The organism is Leifsonia sp. McL0627, from assembly GCF_058244615.1.
This window is the reverse complement of the sequence record NZ_JBZCGM010000003.1, coordinates 818,884-835,551: the sequence shown is the minus strand read 5'-3', so window position 1 is coordinate 835,551 and position 16,668 is coordinate 818,884. Positions and strand designations below refer to the sequence as shown.

18 protein-coding genes are annotated in these 16,668 nt (G+C 67.5%); 9 read left to right on the top strand and 9 right to left on the bottom strand.

All coding sequences use genetic code 11. The annotated features are described in order from the left end of the window. Positions 1-17 precede the first annotated feature (17 nt). Positions 18-1,067, bottom strand: coding sequence for an anthranilate phosphoribosyltransferase (gene trpD, locus AC37TH_RS12225; protein ID WP_490764621.1), 1,050 nt, complete (start codon positions 1,065-1,067; stop codon positions 18-20). 132 nt (positions 1,068-1,199) lie between these two features. On the opposite strand from trpD, the gene ctaE reads away from it, so the two are divergent. From ctaE to AC37TH_RS12195, 6 genes are all read left to right on the top strand, one after another. Next, the gene (gene ctaE, locus AC37TH_RS12220; RefSeq protein WP_490764620.1) at positions 1,200-1,838 is read left to right on the top strand and encodes an aa3-type cytochrome oxidase subunit III; all 639 of its coding nucleotides are present in this window, start codon (positions 1,200-1,202) and stop codon (positions 1,836-1,838) included. Between the two features lie 25 nt (positions 1,839-1,863). After that, on the top strand, positions 1,864-2,685 hold the full coding sequence (gene qcrC / locus AC37TH_RS12215) for a cytochrome bc1 complex diheme cytochrome c subunit (protein ID WP_490764619.1): 822 nt from the start codon (positions 1,864-1,866) through the stop codon (positions 2,683-2,685). Between the two features lie 39 nt (positions 2,686-2,724). Next, positions 2,725-3,798 carry a cytochrome bc1 complex Rieske iron-sulfur subunit gene (gene qcrA, locus AC37TH_RS12210; protein WP_490764618.1) on the top strand — a complete coding sequence of 358 codons (1,074 nt, stop codon included), beginning with the start codon at positions 2,725-2,727 and terminating at the stop codon, positions 3,796-3,798. Continuing rightward, on the top strand, positions 3,795-5,414 hold the full coding sequence (gene qcrB, locus AC37TH_RS12205) for a cytochrome bc1 complex cytochrome b subunit (protein WP_490764617.1): 1,620 nt from the start codon (positions 3,795-3,797) through the stop codon (positions 5,412-5,414). Before qcrA ends, qcrB begins: the two co-directional genes overlap by 4 nt. A 123-nt stretch (positions 5,415-5,537) precedes the next feature. Further along, complete coding sequence (locus tag AC37TH_RS12200; RefSeq protein WP_490764616.1) at positions 5,538-6,083, top strand: putative RNA methyltransferase; 546 nt, start codon at positions 5,538-5,540, stop codon at positions 6,081-6,083. Next, on the top strand, positions 6,077-6,391 hold the full coding sequence (locus AC37TH_RS12195; protein WP_490764615.1) for a hypothetical protein: 315 nt from the start codon (positions 6,077-6,079) through the stop codon (positions 6,389-6,391). The genes AC37TH_RS12200 and AC37TH_RS12195 overlap by 7 nt, the downstream gene beginning before the upstream one ends. 75 nt (positions 6,392-6,466) lie before the next feature. Here the strand turns inward: AC37TH_RS12195 and AC37TH_RS12190 are convergent, their stop codons facing one another. From AC37TH_RS12190 to AC37TH_RS12170, 5 genes are all read right to left on the bottom strand, one after another. Further along, on the bottom strand, positions 6,467-6,889 hold the full coding sequence (locus AC37TH_RS12190; protein ID WP_490764614.1) for a cytochrome c oxidase subunit 4: 423 nt from the start codon (positions 6,887-6,889) through the stop codon (positions 6,467-6,469). A 3-nt stretch (positions 6,890-6,892) separates the two neighbouring features. Continuing rightward, on the bottom strand, positions 6,893-8,644 hold the full coding sequence (gene ctaD, locus AC37TH_RS12185; RefSeq protein WP_490764613.1) for an aa3-type cytochrome oxidase subunit I: 1,752 nt from the start codon (positions 8,642-8,644) through the stop codon (positions 6,893-6,895). A gap of 11 nt (positions 8,645-8,655) precedes the next feature. Then, the gene (gene ctaC, locus AC37TH_RS12180) at positions 8,656-9,543 is read right to left on the bottom strand and encodes an aa3-type cytochrome oxidase subunit II (protein WP_490764612.1); all 888 of its coding nucleotides are present in this window, start codon (positions 9,541-9,543) and stop codon (positions 8,656-8,658) included. Between the two features lie 141 nt (positions 9,544-9,684). Next, on the bottom strand, positions 9,685-10,041 hold the full coding sequence (gene erpA / locus AC37TH_RS12175) for an iron-sulfur cluster insertion protein ErpA (protein WP_490764611.1): 357 nt from the start codon (positions 10,039-10,041) through the stop codon (positions 9,685-9,687). 94 nt (positions 10,042-10,135) lie between these two features. Continuing rightward, positions 10,136-11,563: a dipeptidase gene (locus AC37TH_RS12170; protein WP_490764610.1), complete on the bottom strand. Its 1,428-nt coding sequence runs from the start codon at positions 11,561-11,563 to the stop codon at positions 10,136-10,138. A gap of 42 nt (positions 11,564-11,605) precedes the next feature. Between AC37TH_RS12170 and AC37TH_RS12165 the strand changes: the two genes are divergently transcribed. Both AC37TH_RS12165 and AC37TH_RS12160 read left to right on the top strand, forming a co-directional pair. Then, a complete protein-coding gene (locus tag AC37TH_RS12165; protein ID WP_490764609.1) occupies positions 11,606-12,202 on the top strand; it encodes a DUF3043 domain-containing protein in 597 nt (198 codons plus the stop codon). A 2-nt stretch (positions 12,203-12,204) separates the two neighbouring features. After that, a complete protein-coding gene (locus tag AC37TH_RS12160; protein ID WP_490764608.1) occupies positions 12,205-13,140 on the top strand; it encodes an RNase H family protein in 936 nt (311 codons plus the stop codon). Here the strand turns inward: AC37TH_RS12160 and AC37TH_RS12155 are convergent. The 3 genes from AC37TH_RS12155 to hisD form a co-directional block, all read right to left on the bottom strand. Beyond that, positions 13,105-14,148, bottom strand: a complete 1,044-nt coding sequence (locus AC37TH_RS12155) for a quinone-dependent dihydroorotate dehydrogenase (RefSeq protein WP_490764607.1) — start codon at positions 14,146-14,148, stop codon at positions 13,105-13,107. The genes AC37TH_RS12160 and AC37TH_RS12155 overlap by 36 nt on opposite strands. A 39-nt stretch (positions 14,149-14,187) precedes the next feature. Further along, the gene (nrdR, locus tag AC37TH_RS12150; RefSeq protein ID WP_490764606.1) at positions 14,188-14,670 is read right to left on the bottom strand and encodes a transcriptional regulator NrdR; all 483 of its coding nucleotides are present in this window, start codon (positions 14,668-14,670) and stop codon (positions 14,188-14,190) included. A gap of 63 nt (positions 14,671-14,733) precedes the next feature. Beyond that, positions 14,734-16,038 (bottom strand): histidinol dehydrogenase, encoded by a 1,305-nt coding sequence (gene hisD / locus AC37TH_RS12145; RefSeq protein WP_490764605.1) that lies wholly within the window; start codon positions 16,036-16,038, stop codon positions 14,734-14,736. Positions 16,039-16,100: 62 nt separating this feature from the next. Here hisD and AC37TH_RS12140 point away from each other — a divergent pair, with 62 nt between their 5' ends. Beyond that, positions 16,101-16,649: a flavin reductase family protein gene (locus AC37TH_RS12140; RefSeq protein WP_490764604.1), complete on the top strand. Its 549-nt coding sequence runs from the start codon at positions 16,101-16,103 to the stop codon at positions 16,647-16,649. The last annotated feature ends 19 nt before the right edge of the window (positions 16,650-16,668 follow it).

Below are 16,668 nucleotides of genomic sequence, written 5' to 3'. Positions count from 1 at the left end.
AACCCTTTCCACTGCTGTCAGTGCGTCGCCGCTATCCAGTCCTCGAGCTTCGCGGCCGCAGCCCCGGAGTCGATCGCTTCGGCGGCGATCGCCATTTGCGAACGGAACCGATCCAGGATGGCTTCCTGAACCCTCGACGGGTCGGACGCGAGCTCGTATGCCACGAGCCCTGCCGCCGCGTTGAGCAACACGATGTCGCGCACAGGGCCTGTCTCGCCCGCGAGCACGGCACGTACGACGCCGGCGTTGTACGCGGCGTCCTTTCCGAGCAGATCGCTCATCTTCGCGCGCGGGATACCCAGATCCCTCGGGTCGATGTCGTGCTCGGTGACGAGGCCTCGTGAGACCTCCCAGACATGGCTGTGGCCGGTGGTCGACAGCTCGTCGAGCCCGTCGTCCCCGCGGAAGACCAGCGCCGTCGCTCCCCGGGTCTGGAAGACGCCGACGAAGAGCGGGACGCGGTCGAGCGACGCCACGCCGACGGCGGATGCCTCCGGACGCGCCGGATTGCAGAGCGGGCCGAGGTAGTTGAACACGGTCGGGACGCCCAGCTGGGCGCGCACCGGCGCGGCATTGGCGAAGCCGGGGTGGAAGGCGCTCGCGAACGCGAACGTGATCCCCGCCGTCTCCAGCACCTCTGCGACCTTCTCGGACGGGAGCGTCAGGTCGATCCCCAGCGCCGCGAGTACGTCGGACGAACCGGAGGACGAGCTCGCCGCCCTGTTGCCGTGCTTGATGACGGGGACTCCGGCGGCCGCGGCGACGATGGATGCGGTGGTCGACACGTTCACGGTGCCGAACCTGTCCCCTCCCGTCCCGACGATGTCGAGCGCCATCGGGTTGACCGGCAGCGGCACGGCGTGGTCGAGGATCGCATCGCGGAAGCCCACGATCTCGTCGACGGTCTCGCCCTTGGCACGCAGCGCGATGAGGAAACCGGCGACCTGGGCGTCCGTCGCCTCACCCTGCATCACCTGGTCCATCGCCCACGCGGCGTCGGCCACACTGAGGTCTTCACCCTCGAGAAGGGTGGTGAGCACGGACGACCAGGACTGCATTTCCGACATGTACCGATCCTACTGAGCGGGCGACCTGGTGCGGCAACCAGCGGCGAACAGGCGAATTTAGGGCGACCTAACCCCGATTAACGACGATTCCGGCCTGTCGGATGAGAAAACCACGGCTTCTTTTCAGCCATAATGGTTACCGTGACGAGCACCTCAATATCTCCTACGGCGAGTGCGCCTACGATCAACCGGCCCAACGTCGTGGCCGTCGGCACCATTGTCTGGCTGGGCAGTGAGGTCATGTTCTTCGCGGGTCTGTTCGCGATCTACTTCACCCTCAAGTCCACGTCGCCGGATCTCTGGGCGGCCGAGACCGCGCACCTGAACATCCCGTACTCGCTGACGAACACGATCATCCTGGTCGCCAGTTCGTTCACGTGCCAGTTCGGCGTGTTCGCGGCGGAGCGCCTCCAGCCGCGTGCGACAGGCTGGAGCCCCGTCAAGTGGGGCATGGTCGAGTGGTTCACCGTCTCATACGCGCTCGGCGCGATCTTCGTCTCCGGGCAGATCCTCGAGTACGCGACGCTCGTCTCCGAGGGCATCTCCCTCAGCTCCAACGCATACGGCTCGGCGTTCTACCTGACGACCGGGTTCCACGGCCTCCACGTCACCGGCGGCCTCATCGCGTTCCTCCTCGTCATCGGCCGCGCGTTCGCGGTCAAGACCTTCGGCCACAAGGAGGCGACGAGCGCCATCGTCGTCTCGTACTACTGGCACTTCGTCGACGTCGTGTGGATCGGACTGTTCGCGGTCATCTACATCATCAGATAGAACAACAGGAGCTGACCTCACCACCATGCGTCCGAATACACGCACCAAGACGAAGACAGTCCGCAAGGGCGGTCGCCGTCATCCCTTCGCCACCGTCGCACTGATCGCGATCGGCCTCGGCCTCACCGGAGGCGCGTACGCGGCGTTCAACACGACCACCGCTTCCGCAGAGACCCAGCAGGTCCAGGCCGCGTCGCAAGACACCGTCGACCAGGGCAAGAAGCTGTTCCAGTCGAACTGCGCCACCTGCCACGGTCTCGACGCCCAGGGAACCGTCAACGCGCCGAGCCTCATCGGCGTCGGCGCCGCCTCCGTCGACTTCCAGGTCGGCACGGGCCGCATGCCCATGCAGATGCAGGGCCCGCAGGCTCAGGAGAAGCCGGTCCAGTTCACCGACGAGCAGGTCAAGCAGCTCGCGGCCTACGTCGCGTCGCTCGCCCCGGGCCCCTCCATCCCTGAGCAGAAGTACCTCGACGGCAAGGGTGACGCCGCCAACGGCGCCGAGCTGTTCCGCATCAACTGCGCCATGTGCCACAACGTCGCCGGCGCCGGTGGCGCGCTGACCGAGGGCAAGTACGCTCCCCCGCTCACCGGCGTGAGCGCCCAGCACATCTACGAGGCCATGATCACCGGTCCGCAGAACATGCCCGTGTTCAACGACCTCAACATCACGCCGCAGGGCAAGGCCGACATCATCACGTACCTCAAGTACATCCAGAACAACCCGTCGCCCGGCGGAATCGAGCTCGGTTCGCTCGGTCCGGTCGCGGAGGGTCTCTTCCTCTGGATCTTCGGACTCGGCGCCATCGTCGCGCTGACCGTCTGGATCACGGCGAAGTCGAACTAGCCGGTACTCGAGACATGTCACAGCGTAAGAAGGAGAACAATGGCACACGACGATAACAGCGGTCACGAGCTGACCTCTGCCAGTTCGTCAGCCGTCGACGTGCACAGGACGGGCGATCCGGGAACGGCGCTCATCATTCGCGACGAGGTCGAGAACCCCGGCTTCCCGCCGCACCGCCCCCGCGTCACCGACCTCGATCCGAAGAAGGAGCGTCGGGCCGAACGGACCGTCTACACGCTGTTCTACCTGTCGATCGTCGGAAGCGTCTGGGCCGTCGCGGCCTATATGGCGTTCCCGATCAACGACAACGACCCCGGCTCCGTCCGCCTGAACAACCTGTTCATCGGCATCGGGATCTCGCTCGCACTCCTCGCGATCGGCATCGGCGCCGTGCACTGGGGCAAGGCCCTCATGCACGAGAAGGAAGGGGTCGACCTCCGTCACCCCGTCCGTGGCGCGGAGTCGACCACCGAGCGTGCCACCGAGATCTTCCGCCAGGCAGACGAAGAGTCGGGCTTCAGCCGTCGCGTCCTCGTGCGCAACAGCCTGATCGGCGCACTCATCGCGTTCCCGCTCCCCGCCGTCGTCCTGTTCCGCGGACTCGCTCCGCAGAACCAGGACCCGGTGGCGCTGCTCAACGAGACGATGTGGGCCAAGGGCATCCGCCTCACCCGCGACCCGTCCGGCACGCCCATCAAGGCATCGGACGTCACACTCGGCAGTGCCTTCCACGTCATCCCCGAGGGGCTGAACGAGAAGGAGGACCGTCTCGAGCAGAAGGCCAAGGCGGCCGTGCTGCTCATGCGTCTCAAGCCCGAAGACCTCCACGTCTCCAAGGGCCGCGAGAACTGGAACTACGACGGAATCGTCGCGTACTCCAAGATCTGCACGCACGTCGGGTGCCCCGTGGCACTCTACGAGCAGCAGACCCACCACCTTCTGTGCCCGTGCCACCAGTCGCAGTTCGACATCACGCACGAGGCCGAGGTGATCTTCGGCCCGGCCAAGCGTCCGCTTCCGCAGCTGCCGATCACCGTGGACGCCGATGGCTACCTGGTCGCGCGCAGCGGCTTCACCGAGCCCGTCGGCCCGAGTTTCTGGGAGCGTCATTGAGCACCACCACCGCCGCACCTGACGCGGCACAAGCACCGGCCAAAAAGGGCGGGTTCACGGCAGCAGCCGCGAACTACCTGGAAGACCGCACCAGCATCTCGGGCGCCGTCAAGGAGTTCGGACGCAAGATCTTCCCCGACCACTGGTCGTTCCTCCTCGGCAAGGTCGCCCTCTACTCGTTCGTCGTCATCCTGCTCTCCGGAACGTTCCTGACGTTCTTCTTCCAGGCGTCGATGGCCGAGGTCGTCTACCACGGCTCGTACGTCCCACTGAAGGGCGTCGAGATGTCGGCCGCGATGTCGAGCACGCTCAACATCTCGTTCGAGATCCGTGGCGGACTGCTCATGCGCCAGATCCACCACTGGGCGGCTCTGCTGTTCGTAGCGGCCATCGGCCTGCACATGCTCCGCATCTTCTTCACGGGTGCGTTCCGCAAGCCGCGCGAGCTCAACTGGGTGATCGGCTTCGTGCTCTTCATCCTCGCGATGGCCGAGGGTTTCACCGGGTACTCGCTTCCCGACGACCTGCTCTCCGGAAACGGCCTCCGCATCATCGACGGCCTGATCAAGGGCCTCCCCGTGGTCGGCACCTGGATCTCGTTCCTCCTCTTCGGCGGCGAGTTCCCAGGTACAGCCATCGTCGGACGCCTGTACACCCTGCACATCCTGTTGCTCCCGGCGCTCGTGCTCGCGTTCATCGCGCTGCACCTGATGTTCGTGGTCATCCACAAGCACACCCAGTACGCGGCCCCCGGCCGCACGCAGGGCAACGTGGTCGGCTACCCGGTGCTCCCGGTGTACGCGGCCAAGGCCGGCGGCTTCTTCTTCATCGTGTTCGGTGTCATCGCGCTCATGGCGTCGTTCTTCACCATCAACCCGATCTGGAACTACGGTCCATACGACCCGTCGCCGGTGTCGGCGGGAACGCAGCCCGACTGGTACATCGGCTTCGCCGACGGTGCTCTGCGCCTGGTTCCGCCGGGCTGGGAGTTCGTCTGGCTGGACCGCACCTGGTCGTTCAACATCATCGTGCCGGTCGCCATCCTGGGCCTGTTCATCGTCACCGTGCTGATCTACCCCTTCATCGAGGCGTGGGTCACCGGCGACAAGCGTGAGCACCACATCCTGGATCGTCCGCGCAACGCTGCCACCCGCACCGCCATCGGCGCGGCCGGTGTCACGTTCTACGCGGTCTTCTGGGCGGCGGCCAGCTCGGACATCATCGCCACGCACTTCCATCTGACGATGGAGGGTGTCATCCACGCCCTGCAGGCGCTGCTCATCGTCGGCCCGATCATCGCCTACTTCGTCACGAAGCGCGTCTGCCTCGCGCTCCAGAAGAAGGACCGCTCGATCGCGCTGCACGGCTACGAGTCCGGCCGCATCGTGAAGCTCCCCGGTGGCGAGTTCATCGAGGTGCACGAGCAGCTCGACGAGTACGAGCGCTGGCGCCTGATCAGCTTCGAGAGCTACGAGCCGCTGATGATCCGCCCGAACAGCAAGGGCAAGATCACGGTCGGCAACCGGATGCGCGCGAGCATGTCCCGCTGGTTCTTCGAGGACCGCATCGTGCCGCCCACCAAGGGCGAGCTCGAGTCGGGCCACGGCCACCACTAGCCGCCCTGCTCCACCGTCGTGAAAGCGCCGGCCGCGATTCTCGCGCCGGCGCTTTCGCGCATCCACCCCGATCGTCGGTCCCGGTGATCCTCCCCCAGAGCAGCACTCCCTCGAGAGGCAGCCATGAGCCAGAGCACCGATGACCCGCTGGCGTCGCTCGCGTCGTGGCTGCGCTGCACCGTGTGCGGCGAACCACTGGAGCCCGCTGGACGCCTCAGGCTGGCGTGCGCGCGTCAGCACAGCTTCGACGTGAACAAACGCGGCTACGTGTCGCTCCTGGCCGGTGGGACCAGGTTCGTCGGCGACAGCGCCGCCATGCTCGACGCCAGGGATGCAGTGCTCGAGTCGGGAACGTACGCCGCGCTCTCCGCCGCGGTCGCCCGCTCCGTGTCCGGCACGCGCATCCTCGATGCCGGCGCGGGCACCGGGTACTACCTGCGGGCCGCGCTGAACGCGCATCCGGGTGCGCGCGGCCTGGCGATGGACCTCTCCCCGCCGCCGTCGGCCGCGCCTCCCGCAGCTCCGACCGCATCGACGGCCTCGTCGCCGACACCTGGCAACCGCTGCCCGTGCGCACCGCCGCCGCGGACAGCGTGCTGGACGTGTTCGCCCCCCGCAACCTGGCCGAGTTCCATCGGGTGCTGCGCCAGGGTGGCACGCTCGTGGTAGCGGTCCCTCGCGCCGACCACCTTGCAGAGCTGCGCGCCACCGGCACGATGCTCGACGTCCCCGCCGACAAGGCGGACGACCTCATCGCCGCCGCAGCGCCCCTGTTCGCCCTCCAGACGCGAGAACACGTCACCGAGGTCCTTACACTCACCGACGATCTGCGGGCCGCCCTGATCGGCATGGGCCCCTCCGCACACCACGCCGCACCGTCGGCCGACGCGGCCGCCCCGGTCGGCCTCACCTCGCCCGCCGCCGCTACATCAGCGACGCTCTCCGTCGACGTCCTCTGCTTCACCCGCGCCGAGTAGCATTCGAGCTTCGGCGGCCCGGGAATGCAGAAGCGCCGCACCCGAGGACGGGTGCGGCGCTTGCGTGCGTGAGGATCAGCGGGCGAAGTAGCCGCGGTAGTACTCGTAGGTCCAGCCGATGATGCAGATCAGCGCGAAGGCGACACCGATGAAGCAGATCCAGAAACCGACCGCGAGGCCGAGCATCACGAGACCCGCCGCGAAGGCGAGCGACACGGGCCACCAGCTCCACGGGCTGAAGTGCCCGAGCTCCGGGTCGCCGTCGTCGATGTTGGCGTCGAGGCGGTCCTCCGGGAGCTCACCGCCCTGCGAGGCGTGCGAGCGGCCGACGTAGAACGCGATGAAGGCGGCGAGGATGGCGCTCAGCGTGAGCGCGACCGTTCCGACCCATTCCACCTTGAGGTGCATCGGGTCGAGCAGGCTCCACACCGTGTAGACGATGGCGGAGAGGATGAAGAAGATCGAGAGGATCCAGAAGAGAATCGCGTTGGCTCTCATGGGTTACTTCACCTCGTTGTTCGCGACGTCGAGCACAAGGGCATCCGGCGCATCTTTCGCGCCGCCGACACCGATCGGGATCCCGGCCTCCGGGTGGTTCAGGTCGAACGCGGGAGACTCCGAACGGATTCGCGGGATCGACGTGAAGTTGTGGCGCGGCGGCGGGCAGCTGGTCGCCCACTCGAGCGAACGGCCGTAGCCCCACGGGTCGTTGACCGTGACCTTGGGCGCGTTGCGCGCCGTGAGGTACACGTTCACGAAGAACGGGATCATCGAGATGGCGAGGATGCCGGCGCCGATGGACGACAGCTGGTTCATCCAGGTGAAACCGTCGGACGGCAAGTAGGTCGCGTAGCGACGCGGCATGCCGACGACGCCCAGCCAGTGCTGCACCAGGAAGGTGGTGTGGAAGCCGATGAACAGCAGCCAGAAGTGCCACTTACCGAGACGGTCGTTCAGCATCTTGCCCGTCCACTTCGGCCACCAGAAGTAGAAGCCGGCGAACATCGCGAACACGACGGTTCCGAAGACGACGTAGTGGAAGTGGGCGACGACGAAGTACGTGTCGGAGACGTGGAAGTCGAGCGGCGGGGACGCCAGGATGACACCGGTCAGACCACCGAAGGTGAAGGTGATCAGGAAGCCGATCGACCACAGCATCGGCGACTCGAACGTGAGCGAGCCACGCCACATCGTGCCGATCCAGTTGAAGATCTTCACGCCGGTCGGAACCGCGATGAGCATCGTCATCAGCGAGAACCACGGCAGCAGCACAGAGCCGGTCACGTACATGTGGTGGGCCCACACGGTGACGGACAGGGCGGCGATGGAGATCGTCGCGTAGATGAGCGTCTTGTATCCGAAGATCGGCTTGCGGCTGAACACCGGGAAGATCTCGGAGACGATGCCGAAGAACGGCAGCGCGATGATGTAGACCTCCGGGTGCCCGAAGAACCAGAACAAGTGTTGCCAGAGCAGGGCTCCGCCGTTGGCCGCGTCGTAGATGTGCGCGTCGAACACACGGTCCGCAGCCAGCGCGAACAGCGCCGCGGCGAGGACCGGGAAGGCCATCAGCACGAGGATCGAGGTGACAAGCGTGTTCCAGGTGAAGATCGGCATGCGGAACATGGTCATGCCGGGGGCGCGCATCGTGATGATGGTGGTGATGAAGTTCACGGCGCCGAGGATCGTACCGAAACCGGACAGACCGAGGCCGACCACCCACAAGTTGCCGCCGACGCCTGGTGAGAACGTGGTACTCGATAGTGGTGCATACGCGAACCAGCCGAACGATGCGGCACCCTGCGGGGTGAGGAAGCCGGCGACCGCGATCAGCGAGCCGAAGGAGTAGAACCAGTACGCCAGCGCGTTGAGACGCGGGAAGGCGACGTCAGGAGCACCGATCTGCAGCGGCATGAGCACGTTGGCGAAGCCGGCGAACAGCGGCGTCGCGAACATGAGCAGCATGATCGTGCCGTGCATGGTGAAGAGCTGGTTGTACTGCTCCTTGGTCTGCACGACCTCCAGTCCGGGCTCGAACAGCTGAGCTCGGATGATGAGCGCCATCACACCACCGATGAGGAAGTAGATGAACGACGAGATCAGGTACATGTACCCGATCGTCTTGTGGTCGGTCGACGTGATGTAGTTCACGAGGATGTTGCCCTTGCGCTCCACCTGGTTGGCGCCGAGTGCCGGATTGGCTTTCGGTGCTGGCGCCGTGGTGGCCGCTGGAGCCGGTGCTGTCGTCGTCATTCGTGGATGCCCTACTCGTTACCCTTGGGAGCGCCCGTTCCGGGCAGGTTCTGATTACGGTCGTACTCGGAGCCCAGCTGGCCCTCGAAGCCCTTGTCGCGCAGGCTCTGGATGTGCGCGTCGTAGACGTCTTGCGGAACGATCTTCACGTTGAAGAGCATCGCAGAGTGGTACTCGCCGCAGAGCTCGGCGCACTTTCCGACGAACGTGCCGGTACGGCCGGTCGTCGAGAAGTACATGTAGTTGGTCTTGCCGGGGATGATGTCTTTCTTGTACAGCATCGCGGGGACCCAGAACGAGTGGATCACGTCGCGCGAGTCGAGCTGGATCGTGACCTTCTTGTTCTCGGGCAGGTACAGGGTGGGGATCTCCCCCTCCTGCACGGAGCCGGGGGTCGCACTCGAGTCGTCCGGCTGCACCTGGATGCCCGGGTCGTAGACGTTGTCCGTCTGGTAGTTGAAGTCCCACGCCCACTGCTTGGCGTAGACCTGGATCTTGAGGTCGGGGTGAGCGTACGGCTGCTCGATCGCGTTCTGGTCACGCGCGGTGAACGCGAAGAAGCCGAGGACGAGGATGAGCGGGACGATCGTGTAGAAGATCTCGATCGGCATGTTGTACCGCATCTGGACCGGGAGGCCGGTCTGACCCTTGCGGCGGCGGTACACGATGACCGCCCAGACGATGAGACCCCAGACGATCACTCCCACGATGAGCAGGACGATCCAGCTCGTCACCCACAGACCGCTGATGCGCTCGGTGTGGTTGGTGACGGGCTCCTTACCCTCGACGAATCCGGGAAGGAATCCGTTCAGCTGTGCCTGCGTGCATCCCGCGAGAACGACGACGAGCGTCGCTGCGATCGGAATGGCAGCCCATCGGAGACGGCGATTGTGACGCACCGGTGACCTTTCGAGTGACTCATGGACAGTTCACACGTAACTGTATTTGGCTGTATCCACCCTACTCCGCCGCACGCGCCGATTTGAACAGAAAGGGCCGCCCCAATGGGGCGGCCCTCAACCTTCGTGTGCTATGGCGACTCAGTGGAACGAGTCTCCGCAGGCGCACGAGCCGGAGGCGTTGGGGTTGTCGATGGTGAAACCCTGCTTCTGGATGGTGTCCTCGAAGTCGATGGACGCACCGTCGAGATACGGGACGCTCATCTTGTCGACGATCACCTCGACGCCGTCGAAGTCGACGGTCGCGTCTCCGTCGAGCATCCGCTCGTCGAAGTAGAGCTGGTAGATCAGGCCTGAGCATCCACCGGGCTGGACGGCGACGCGCAGACGCAGGTCGTCGCGGCCCTCCTGCTCGAGCAGGCTCCTGACCTTGCTCGCCGCAGTGTCGGACAGCCCGACGCCGTGCGCCTTCGTCTCGGTCAGCGTTGTGTCGGTCATGGGACTCCTCTTACGGGTCTTGTTCGGACTTCTGGACGAAATCTGGGACAATTCTACGTCGGAAAACCGGGAATCGGCCCCGGACATTCCCTTCTCAGGCGTCTGTGCGCCGGTCGAGCCGCGCGAGCAGCAGCGCCTCGGCGAGAATGGCCCGCTTGAAGACGCCGAGGTGCAGCGACTCGTTCGGGCTGTGCGCCCGCGAGTCCGGGTCTTCGACGCCGGTGACCAGGATCTGCGCCTCCGGGAACTCCCGCACGAGGTCGGCGATGAACGGGATGGACCCTCCCACGCCGGTCTCGACCGCTTCTTTGCCCCACGCGTCCGTCATCGCCCGCTTGGCCTCGGTGGCCGCCCAGCCGTTCGTGTCGACGAGGAACGCCTCCCCCGTGTCGACGTCGTCGATGGCGATGTGCGCCCCGAACGGCGCGTTGGCGCGCAGGTGGCGTTCGAGCGCGGCGTACGCGTCCGCCGCGGGCTGGCCGGGTGCGACGCGCGCGCTGATCCGCACCGAGACGCTCGGCAGGAGTGTGTTGGACGCGTTCGCGACGCTCGGCGCGTCGATGCCGGTCACGGTGACGGTCGGCTGCGACCACATCCTGGACAGGATGGGACCGGTGCCGATCGACGTTACGCCGTCGAGGAGCGCGGCCTCCGCGCGGAAGTGCTCCTCGGTGACGGCCGGCGGCTCTGCGGCGTCTGTGCGACCGGTGAAGCCGTCGACGGCCACCGAGCCGTTCTCGTCGTGCAGGGTGGCGAGCAGCTTGACCATGGCGAGCATCGCATCCGGGGCTGCGCCGCCGAACATGCCGGAGTGCGAGGCGTGCTCCAGCGTCGACACGGTGAGACGGAAGGTGACGTTGCCGCGCAGCGACACAGTGAGTGCCGGGGTGTCGACGTCGACGTTGTCGGAGTCGGCCACCACGATCACGTCCGCCGCGAGGGCGTCCTTGTTCTGCTGCAGGAAGTTCGCGAACGAGCGGGAGCCGAACTCCTCCTCCCCCTCGATGAAGACGGCGAGCCCCAGGTCGAAATCGCTCCCGAGCGCCTCCACGATGGCCCGGACGCTGGCGACGTGCGCCATGACACCTGCTTTGTCGTCCGCCGCTCCCCTGCCGTACATCCGGTCGCCGCGCACGGTCGGCTCGAACGGCGGGGTGTTCCAGTCTTCGTCCTTGCCCTGAGGCTGCACGTCGTGGTGGGCGTAGAGCAGCACGGTCGGGCGTCCGTTGCGAGCCGCGCGCGTGGCCAGCACTGCCGGCTGGCCGCTCTCCGCACCGTCTCCGATCGGCGCACGCTTGATCTCGACGCTCTCGAAGGCGCCCGTCCCCCGCAGCAGCGCCGCGACAGCCTCAGCGCTGGCGGCGACGTTCGCCGGGTCGAACGCCGACCACGACACCGAAGGGATGCGCACGAGGGCGGCCAGATCGGCCACCGTGGACGGCAGGGATCGTTCGACGCTGGCGCGCACCGCCTCCTCTGCTGCTGTGGGTTCGGTGGGCGGGGTCTGCTGAGCGTTCGTCATGACGGTAATCTTAAGCGGACCCCACGAACCGAAGGCTTAGCGTTGGCAAAACGAGAGAACCCCCAGTCGACCAAGGCGGAGACGCCTGTCGTCGAGACAGAAGAAGAGACGGCAGAGCGTCTGAGGCAGGGCAAGGGCGCCCCGACTCCGACCCGCCGTGAGCAGGAGGCCGCCCGCAAGCGCCCCCTGGTGCCGGAAGACCGCAAAGAAGCAGCGCGCATGGCCAGGGCGAAGACCGCCGAGGCCCGCGAGAAGGCACGCGTCGGCATGGCCGCCGGCGACGACCGCTACCTCACCGCCCGCGACAGGGGTCCGCAGCGCCGCTATGTCCGCGACTACGTGGATGCGCGGTTCAGCATCGGCGAATACCTCATCCCGGTCATGCTGCTGGTGATCGTGCTGTCCTTCCTCCCCGGCTACTTCCAGGTCTACGGCCTGCTGGCGCTGTGGGCGTTCTTCGCCATCGCCGTCATCGACTGCTTCGTGCTCGGGCTGCTGGTGCGCAAGCGCCTGCGCGAGAAGTTCGGAGAGAGCAAGGTCGAGCGCGGCGTGCGCTGGTACGCGGCCATGCGGGCTCTGCAGCTGCGCGTCATGCGCCTGCCGAAGCCGCAGGTCAAGCGCGGCCAGTTCCCCAGCTGACCGTGACGATCGTCGCAGCGGCGGACGGCTCCGCACTGGGCAATCCCGGGCCGGCAGGGTGGGCGTGGTACGTCGACGACACCACCTGGGCTGCCGGAGGCTGGCCGCACGGAACGAACAACCAGGGCGAGCTGATGGCCGTGATCGACCTGCTCGACTCCACTGCGCACCTCGACGAGGAGCTGCGCATCCTGTGCGACAGCCAATACGTCATCAACGCCGTCACCAAGTGGATGCCCGGCTGGAAGCGCAAGGGCTGGCGCAAAGCCGACGGCTCCCCTGTCCTCAACCGCGAGCTGCTGGAGCGCCTCGACCGCGCCGTCCAGGGCCGTAAGTACACCTTCGAGTGGGTGAAGGGGCACGCCGGCCACGCGTTGAACGAGGCCGCCGATGTGCGCGCCCGCGCGGTCGCGACCGCGTACCAGAAGGGCGACCCCATCCCGATCGGTCCCGGCTGGCCGGGGCGCTCACGCGCCGACGAGGCGACGGGCGAGATCATCGAGGCGACCGCATCCGGTGCTGTCGGCGCTGGCGTGGGAGCAGCTCAGGAGAGCGTCGAACTCGACCTGTTCGGCGATCTGTCCGCCGCCGAGACCGACGCAGAAGCCGTGGTTCGGCTGGAGCGCGAACTGCTCGACCCGGCCGTGCGCTCCGACGCCTCCCGGGTCGCGGCGCTGCTGCACCCCGACTTCGAGGAGATCGGCCGGTCAGGGCGCCTCTGGGGCCGCGACGCGATCGTTCAGGAGGTGGCCGCCGCCGACGACGCTGCCGCAGCCGACTTCGAGCTGCTCGGCACCGAGACGCTCTCCCCCGAGATCATCCTGCTCACCGCCCGCACCACGGACGCGCGGGGCAGCTCGCTGCGCAGCTCGCTCTGGCTGCGGGTCAACGGCCGCTGGCGGCTACGCTTCCACCAGGGGACGCCGGAGGCGGAGTAGCCCGCGGTTGATCTGCCTGGCCCAGAGCGGTCCGAGGTAGAGGAACGCGGTGTAACCCTGCACGAGGTTGGCACCCGCATCCAGTCGCTCCTGCACGTCGGCGGCGGTTTCGACGCCGCCGACCGAGATGACGCACAGGTCGGCGGGGACGGTGGCGCGGATCAGTTTCAGGACCTCCAGCGACCGGTCGGCGAGCGGGGCTCCGGAGAGGCCACCGGCACCAGCCGCCTCGACGACGGCCGGCTCGGTGCGCAGCCCATCGCGGGAGATGGTCGTGTTGGTGGCGATGATGCCCGCCAGTCCGAGGTCGACCACGAGGGCGGCGATCTTCTCGACCTGCTCGTCGGTGAGGTCCGGCGCGATCTTGACCAGCAGCGGCTTGTCGCCCGCCACCACCTTCACGGCGGACAGCAGCGGCGAAAGCAGTTCCAGCTCCTGCAGCCCGCGGAGGCCGGGCGTGTTCGGGGAGCTGACGTTGACGACGAGGTAGTCGGCGAGCGGCGACAGGGCACGCGCGCTGGTGAGGTAATCGGCGGTCGCGTCCTCGACGGCGACCACGCGGCTCTTGCCGATGTTGACGCCGAGCACCGGGCGGTTTCGCGCGCGGACCACACCGAGCAGACGGTTGGCCGCGGCCGCGGCACCCTGATTGTTGAAGCCCATCCGGTTGATGACGGCGCGGTCCGGGATGAGCCGGAACAGGCGCGGCTTGTCGTTGCCCGGCTGCGCAATGGCGGTGACGGTGCCCACCTCGACGTGCCCGAAGCCCAGCTGGCCGAGGCCGACGACGGCCTCGCCGTTCTTATCGAAGCCGGCGGCGACGCCGAACGGCGAATCGAACCGGAGGCCCAGGGCCTCGACGGCGAGCGACGGATCAGGGGCGGTGAACCGGCGCACGAGACGGCCGAGGCCGAGCACCGGAAGGGCGCGGATCACCAGGAACGCGAGGTGGTGCGCGCGCTCAGGGTCGAGCTTCGACAGGACGAGGGAGAAGAGTGTGCGATACATGCCTGTACGAGGATACCGGGCGCGACGGGCGCCGTCGCATCAGGCGGTGTCGGCTTGCGCATCCAGCGGGCTGCCGTGGTGCTCGATGCGCAGCTGCCGGATGGAGTCCTCGAAGTCGTCGAGGGAGTCGAAGCCCTGGTAGACGCTCGCGAACCGCAGGTAGGCGACCTCGTCGAGCTCCCGCAGTGGGGGCAGAATGGCGAGGCCGATGTCGTTCGCCTCGATCTGCGAGGCACCGGTGGAGCGGATGGTCTCCTCGACCTTCTGCGCCAGCACGGCGAGGTCCGAGTCGGTCACAGGACGACCCTGGCAGGCCTTCCGGACGCCGAGCACGATCTTCTCGCGGCTGAACGGCTCAGCGACGCCGCTGCGCTTGATGACGCTGAGGCTCGCGGTCTCGGTGGTGGAGAAGCGGCGTCCGCACTCCGGGCACTGCCGACGGCGGCGGATCGACAGCCCGTCGTCGCTCGTACGGGAGTCGATGACACGGGAATCCGGGTGGCGGCAGAAAGGGCAGAACATAGTGACTCCGATTCTACCGGCCGGTCGCGCGCATCCGGGGATGCGGCCGGATGCTGCGCAGGCCTACGGGAAACGCACGGTCACGGCCTCGCCGTGAGCCGGGAGGTCCTCCGCGCCGGACAGCGCCACGATGCGGTCTGCCACCTGCTGCAGGGCGGGCCGGTCGTAGCGGATGACCTGCTGCGGGCGCAGGAACGAGTACGCGCCGAGACCGGACGAGAACCGGGCCTGCCCACCCGTGGGGAGTACGTGGTTGGAGCCGGCGAGATAGTCGCCGAGGCTCACCGGGGAGTGCGGGCCGAGGAAGATCGCGCCGGCGCTCTCGATGGTGGCGAGCACCGCATCCGGGTTCTCGGTCTGGATCTCCAGGTGCTCTGGACCGTATGCGTTACTGAAGGCGGCGGCCGCGGCCAGATCGTCGACCAGGACGATGGCCGACTGCTGGCCGGAGAGCGCCGTGCGCACGCGCGCGGCGTGCTTGGTGGCCGCGGCGATGGTCTCCAGCTCGGCCGCGACACGGTCGGCGAACGCCGGGCTGTCGGTGACGAGCAAGGAGGCGGCGGCCTCGTCGTGCTCGGCCTGGCTGACCAGGTCGGCCGCGACGAATCGGGCGTCGGCCGTGTCGTCGGCGATGACCAGGATCTCGGTGGTCCCCGCCTCCGAGTCGATGCCGGTCTGACCGCGCACGACCCGCTTGGCGGCGGCGACGTAGATGTTGCCTGGACCGGTGATGACCTGCACGGGGTCCAGCCCGATCTCCTCGACCCCCCAGGCGAGCGCGCCGATGGCTCCTGCGCCGCCCATCGCATACACCTCGCTGATGCCGAGCAGACCGGCGGCACCGAGGATCGTCGGGTGCACCGCTCCCCCGAACGCGCGCTGCGGCGGGCTGACCAGAGCAATGGATGCGACGCCGGCGACCTGTGCGGGAACCGCGTTCATCACGACGCTCGACGGGTAGACGGCCTTGCCGCCCGGCACGTAGAGTCCCGCGCGTTCGACCGGCTGCCAGCGCTGCACGACGGTGGCACCGGGGCCGATCCTGGTCTCCGCGGCGGGAGGCACCTGCGCGGCCGTCGCTTCGCGCACGCGGGCGATGGCCTCCTCCAGCGCGGCGCGGACCTCGGCGGGGAGGTCGGCCACAGCACGGTCGATCTCCTCCTGCGGAACGCGCACAGAGGCAGGCGCGCCGCCGTCGAACTTCTCCGCCTGCGCCGCGAGCGCGGCGGCGCCCTGCGTCCTCACGTCGTCGATCAGTGCCGACGCCACCTCGATGGCGACGGACACATCCACGACGGGACGGGGGACGAGGCGCTGGAAGGCAGCGCGGGTAGGCTGGATTCCGCGGAGATCAATGGTCTGCATCATGACCAGACAAGACTATCCGCAACCCGGAATACTCAGGAGCCCGACCGCGCTGATGCATACGTATGAATAGTTCGCCCGAACCCCAGCTCCCGGCGGAGCGGCCCTCCGACCGTGTCGAACCCGACCTCACGCCCGACCTCACCGCCTTCCGCCAATCGTTCCGCCGTCATGCCGCGGGCGTCGCGATCGTGACGGCGCTGACGCCGGACGGCACGCCCGTCGGCTTCACGGCGACCTCGCTCGCCTCCCTCGCGGCCGTGCCGCCGTTGGCGACCTTCAACATCGCCCGCTCCGCCTCCAGCTGGCCGGCGATCGCGGAGACGGACCGCGTCGTCATCCACATGCTCGGCGTGCGCAACAGGGCGGTCGCCGAGAAGCTCGCAGGAGACAACGCGCTCCGCTTCGACGGCGACCACTGGTATCCGGGGCCGCACGGCCTCCCGATCATCAAAGACGTCACCAGCTGGATGGTCGGCCGGATCGTCGAGCGCGTGGCCGTGCACAACAACGCGGTCGTCGTCGTCCAGATCGAGGACGGCGAGGTCGGCGACGACGACGCCGCCCTCCTCTACCACGAGCGCCGCTACCTCACCCCCGGCGACTTCGCCTAGCCCGGCGGGCCAGACGAGG

Coding starts and splice junctions, on each gene's coding strand:
- trpD (WP_490764621.1), bottom strand. CDS start 1,067: ATGTCGGAAATGCAGTCCTGGTCGTCCGTGCTCACCACCCTTCTCGAG.
- ctaE (WP_490764620.1), top strand. CDS start 1,200: ATGGTTACCGTGACGAGCACCTCAATATCTCCTACGGCGAGTGCGCCT.
- qcrC (WP_490764619.1), top strand. CDS start 1,864: ATGCGTCCGAATACACGCACCAAGACGAAGACAGTCCGCAAGGGCGGT.
- qcrA (WP_490764618.1), top strand. CDS start 2,725: ATGGCACACGACGATAACAGCGGTCACGAGCTGACCTCTGCCAGTTCG.
- AC37TH_RS12200 (WP_490764616.1), top strand. CDS start 5,538: ATGAGCCAGAGCACCGATGACCCGCTGGCGTCGCTCGCGTCGTGGCTG.
- AC37TH_RS12190 (WP_490764614.1), bottom strand. CDS start 6,889: ATGAGAGCCAACGCGATTCTCTTCTGGATCCTCTCGATCTTCTTCATC.
- ctaD (WP_490764613.1), bottom strand. CDS start 8,644: ATGACGACGACAGCACCGGCTCCAGCGGCCACCACGGCGCCAGCACCG.
- erpA (WP_490764611.1), bottom strand. CDS start 10,041: ATGACCGACACAACGCTGACCGAGACGAAGGCGCACGGCGTCGGGCTG.
- AC37TH_RS12170 (WP_490764610.1), bottom strand. CDS start 11,563: ATGACGAACGCTCAGCAGACCCCGCCCACCGAACCCACAGCAGCAGAG.
- AC37TH_RS12155 (WP_490764607.1), bottom strand. CDS start 14,148: ATGTATCGCACACTCTTCTCCCTCGTCCTGTCGAAGCTCGACCCTGAG.
- nrdR (WP_490764606.1), bottom strand. CDS start 14,670: ATGTTCTGCCCTTTCTGCCGCCACCCGGATTCCCGTGTCATCGACTCC.
- hisD (WP_490764605.1), bottom strand. CDS start 16,038: ATGATGCAGACCATTGATCTCCGCGGAATCCAGCCTACCCGCGCTGCC.
- AC37TH_RS12140 (WP_490764604.1), top strand. CDS start 16,101: ATGAATAGTTCGCCCGAACCCCAGCTCCCGGCGGAGCGGCCCTCCGAC.